This window comes from Streptomyces sp. DH12 (assembly GCF_020873895.1).
In the GTDB taxonomy this organism is placed as follows: Bacteria; Actinomycetota; Actinomycetes; order Streptomycetales; family Streptomycetaceae; genus Streptomyces.
Map to the genome: position 1 here is coordinate 1 of NZ_JAHWGT010000183.1, position 840 is coordinate 840.

The following is an 840-nucleotide window of genomic DNA, read 5'->3' on the forward strand; positions in this document are numbered from 1 at the left end:
GTGGTGGAGGGTGGCGTGGGGGTCGTCCTCGACCGCCGTGTGGTCCGTGTGGACCGTGGCGGCCGTCAAGCGGGGGAGGGCGTGGATGAGGGCGTGTTCGGCGGCGACGGCGATGCGGTGTGCCTCGACCACGGTGAGCCGCGCGTCAACGACGATGTCCGCCTCGGCGCGCAGGACGTGGCCGATCCACCGCATCCGTACCTGCCCGGTGCCGAGGACGCCGTCGACGCCGCGCAGGGTGGCGTGGGCCGTGGCGACGAGTTCCGGGTCGACGGAGTCCATCAGGCGCCGGTACACCTCGCGGGCGGCGTCCTTGAGGACCATCAGGATGGCGAGGGTGATGAGCAGCCCGACGACCGGGTCGGCGGCGCGCCAGCCGAGTGCGGTGCCGCCCGCGCCCAGGAGGACCGCCAGGGAGGTGAAGTCGGTGCGGGCGTGCAGGCCGTCGGCGACCAGGGCCGCGGAGCCGATGCGGCGGCCGGTGCGGATGCGGTAGCGGGCCACCCATTCGTTGCCGGCGAAGCCGGCCAGCGCGGCGCCGGACACGGCCCACAGATGCGTGATGTCGCGGGGGTGGAGGAGGCGGTCGACGGCTGTCCAGGCGGCCAGGACGGCGGAGGCGGCGATGGTGGCGACGATGAGGACGCCCGCCAGGTCCTCGACCCGGCCGTAGCCGTAGGTGTAGCGGCGGTCGGCCGCGCGCCGGCCGAGGAGGAAGGCGATGCCCAGCGGGACGGCGGTCAGGGCGTCGGCGGCGTTGTGGACGGTGTCGCCGAGCAGAGCCACCGAACCGGACAGGGCGACGATCACGGCCTGGACGACGGTGGTGACACCCAGGAC

At 74.5% G+C, this 840-nt stretch carries 1 protein-coding gene; it reads right to left on the bottom strand.

The genetic code is table 11. The features are described 5' to 3' along the window. A partial coding sequence (locus tag LPA54_RS33375; protein ID WP_228984469.1) for a cation diffusion facilitator family transporter occupies positions 1–840 on the bottom strand: 840 nt, incomplete at both ends.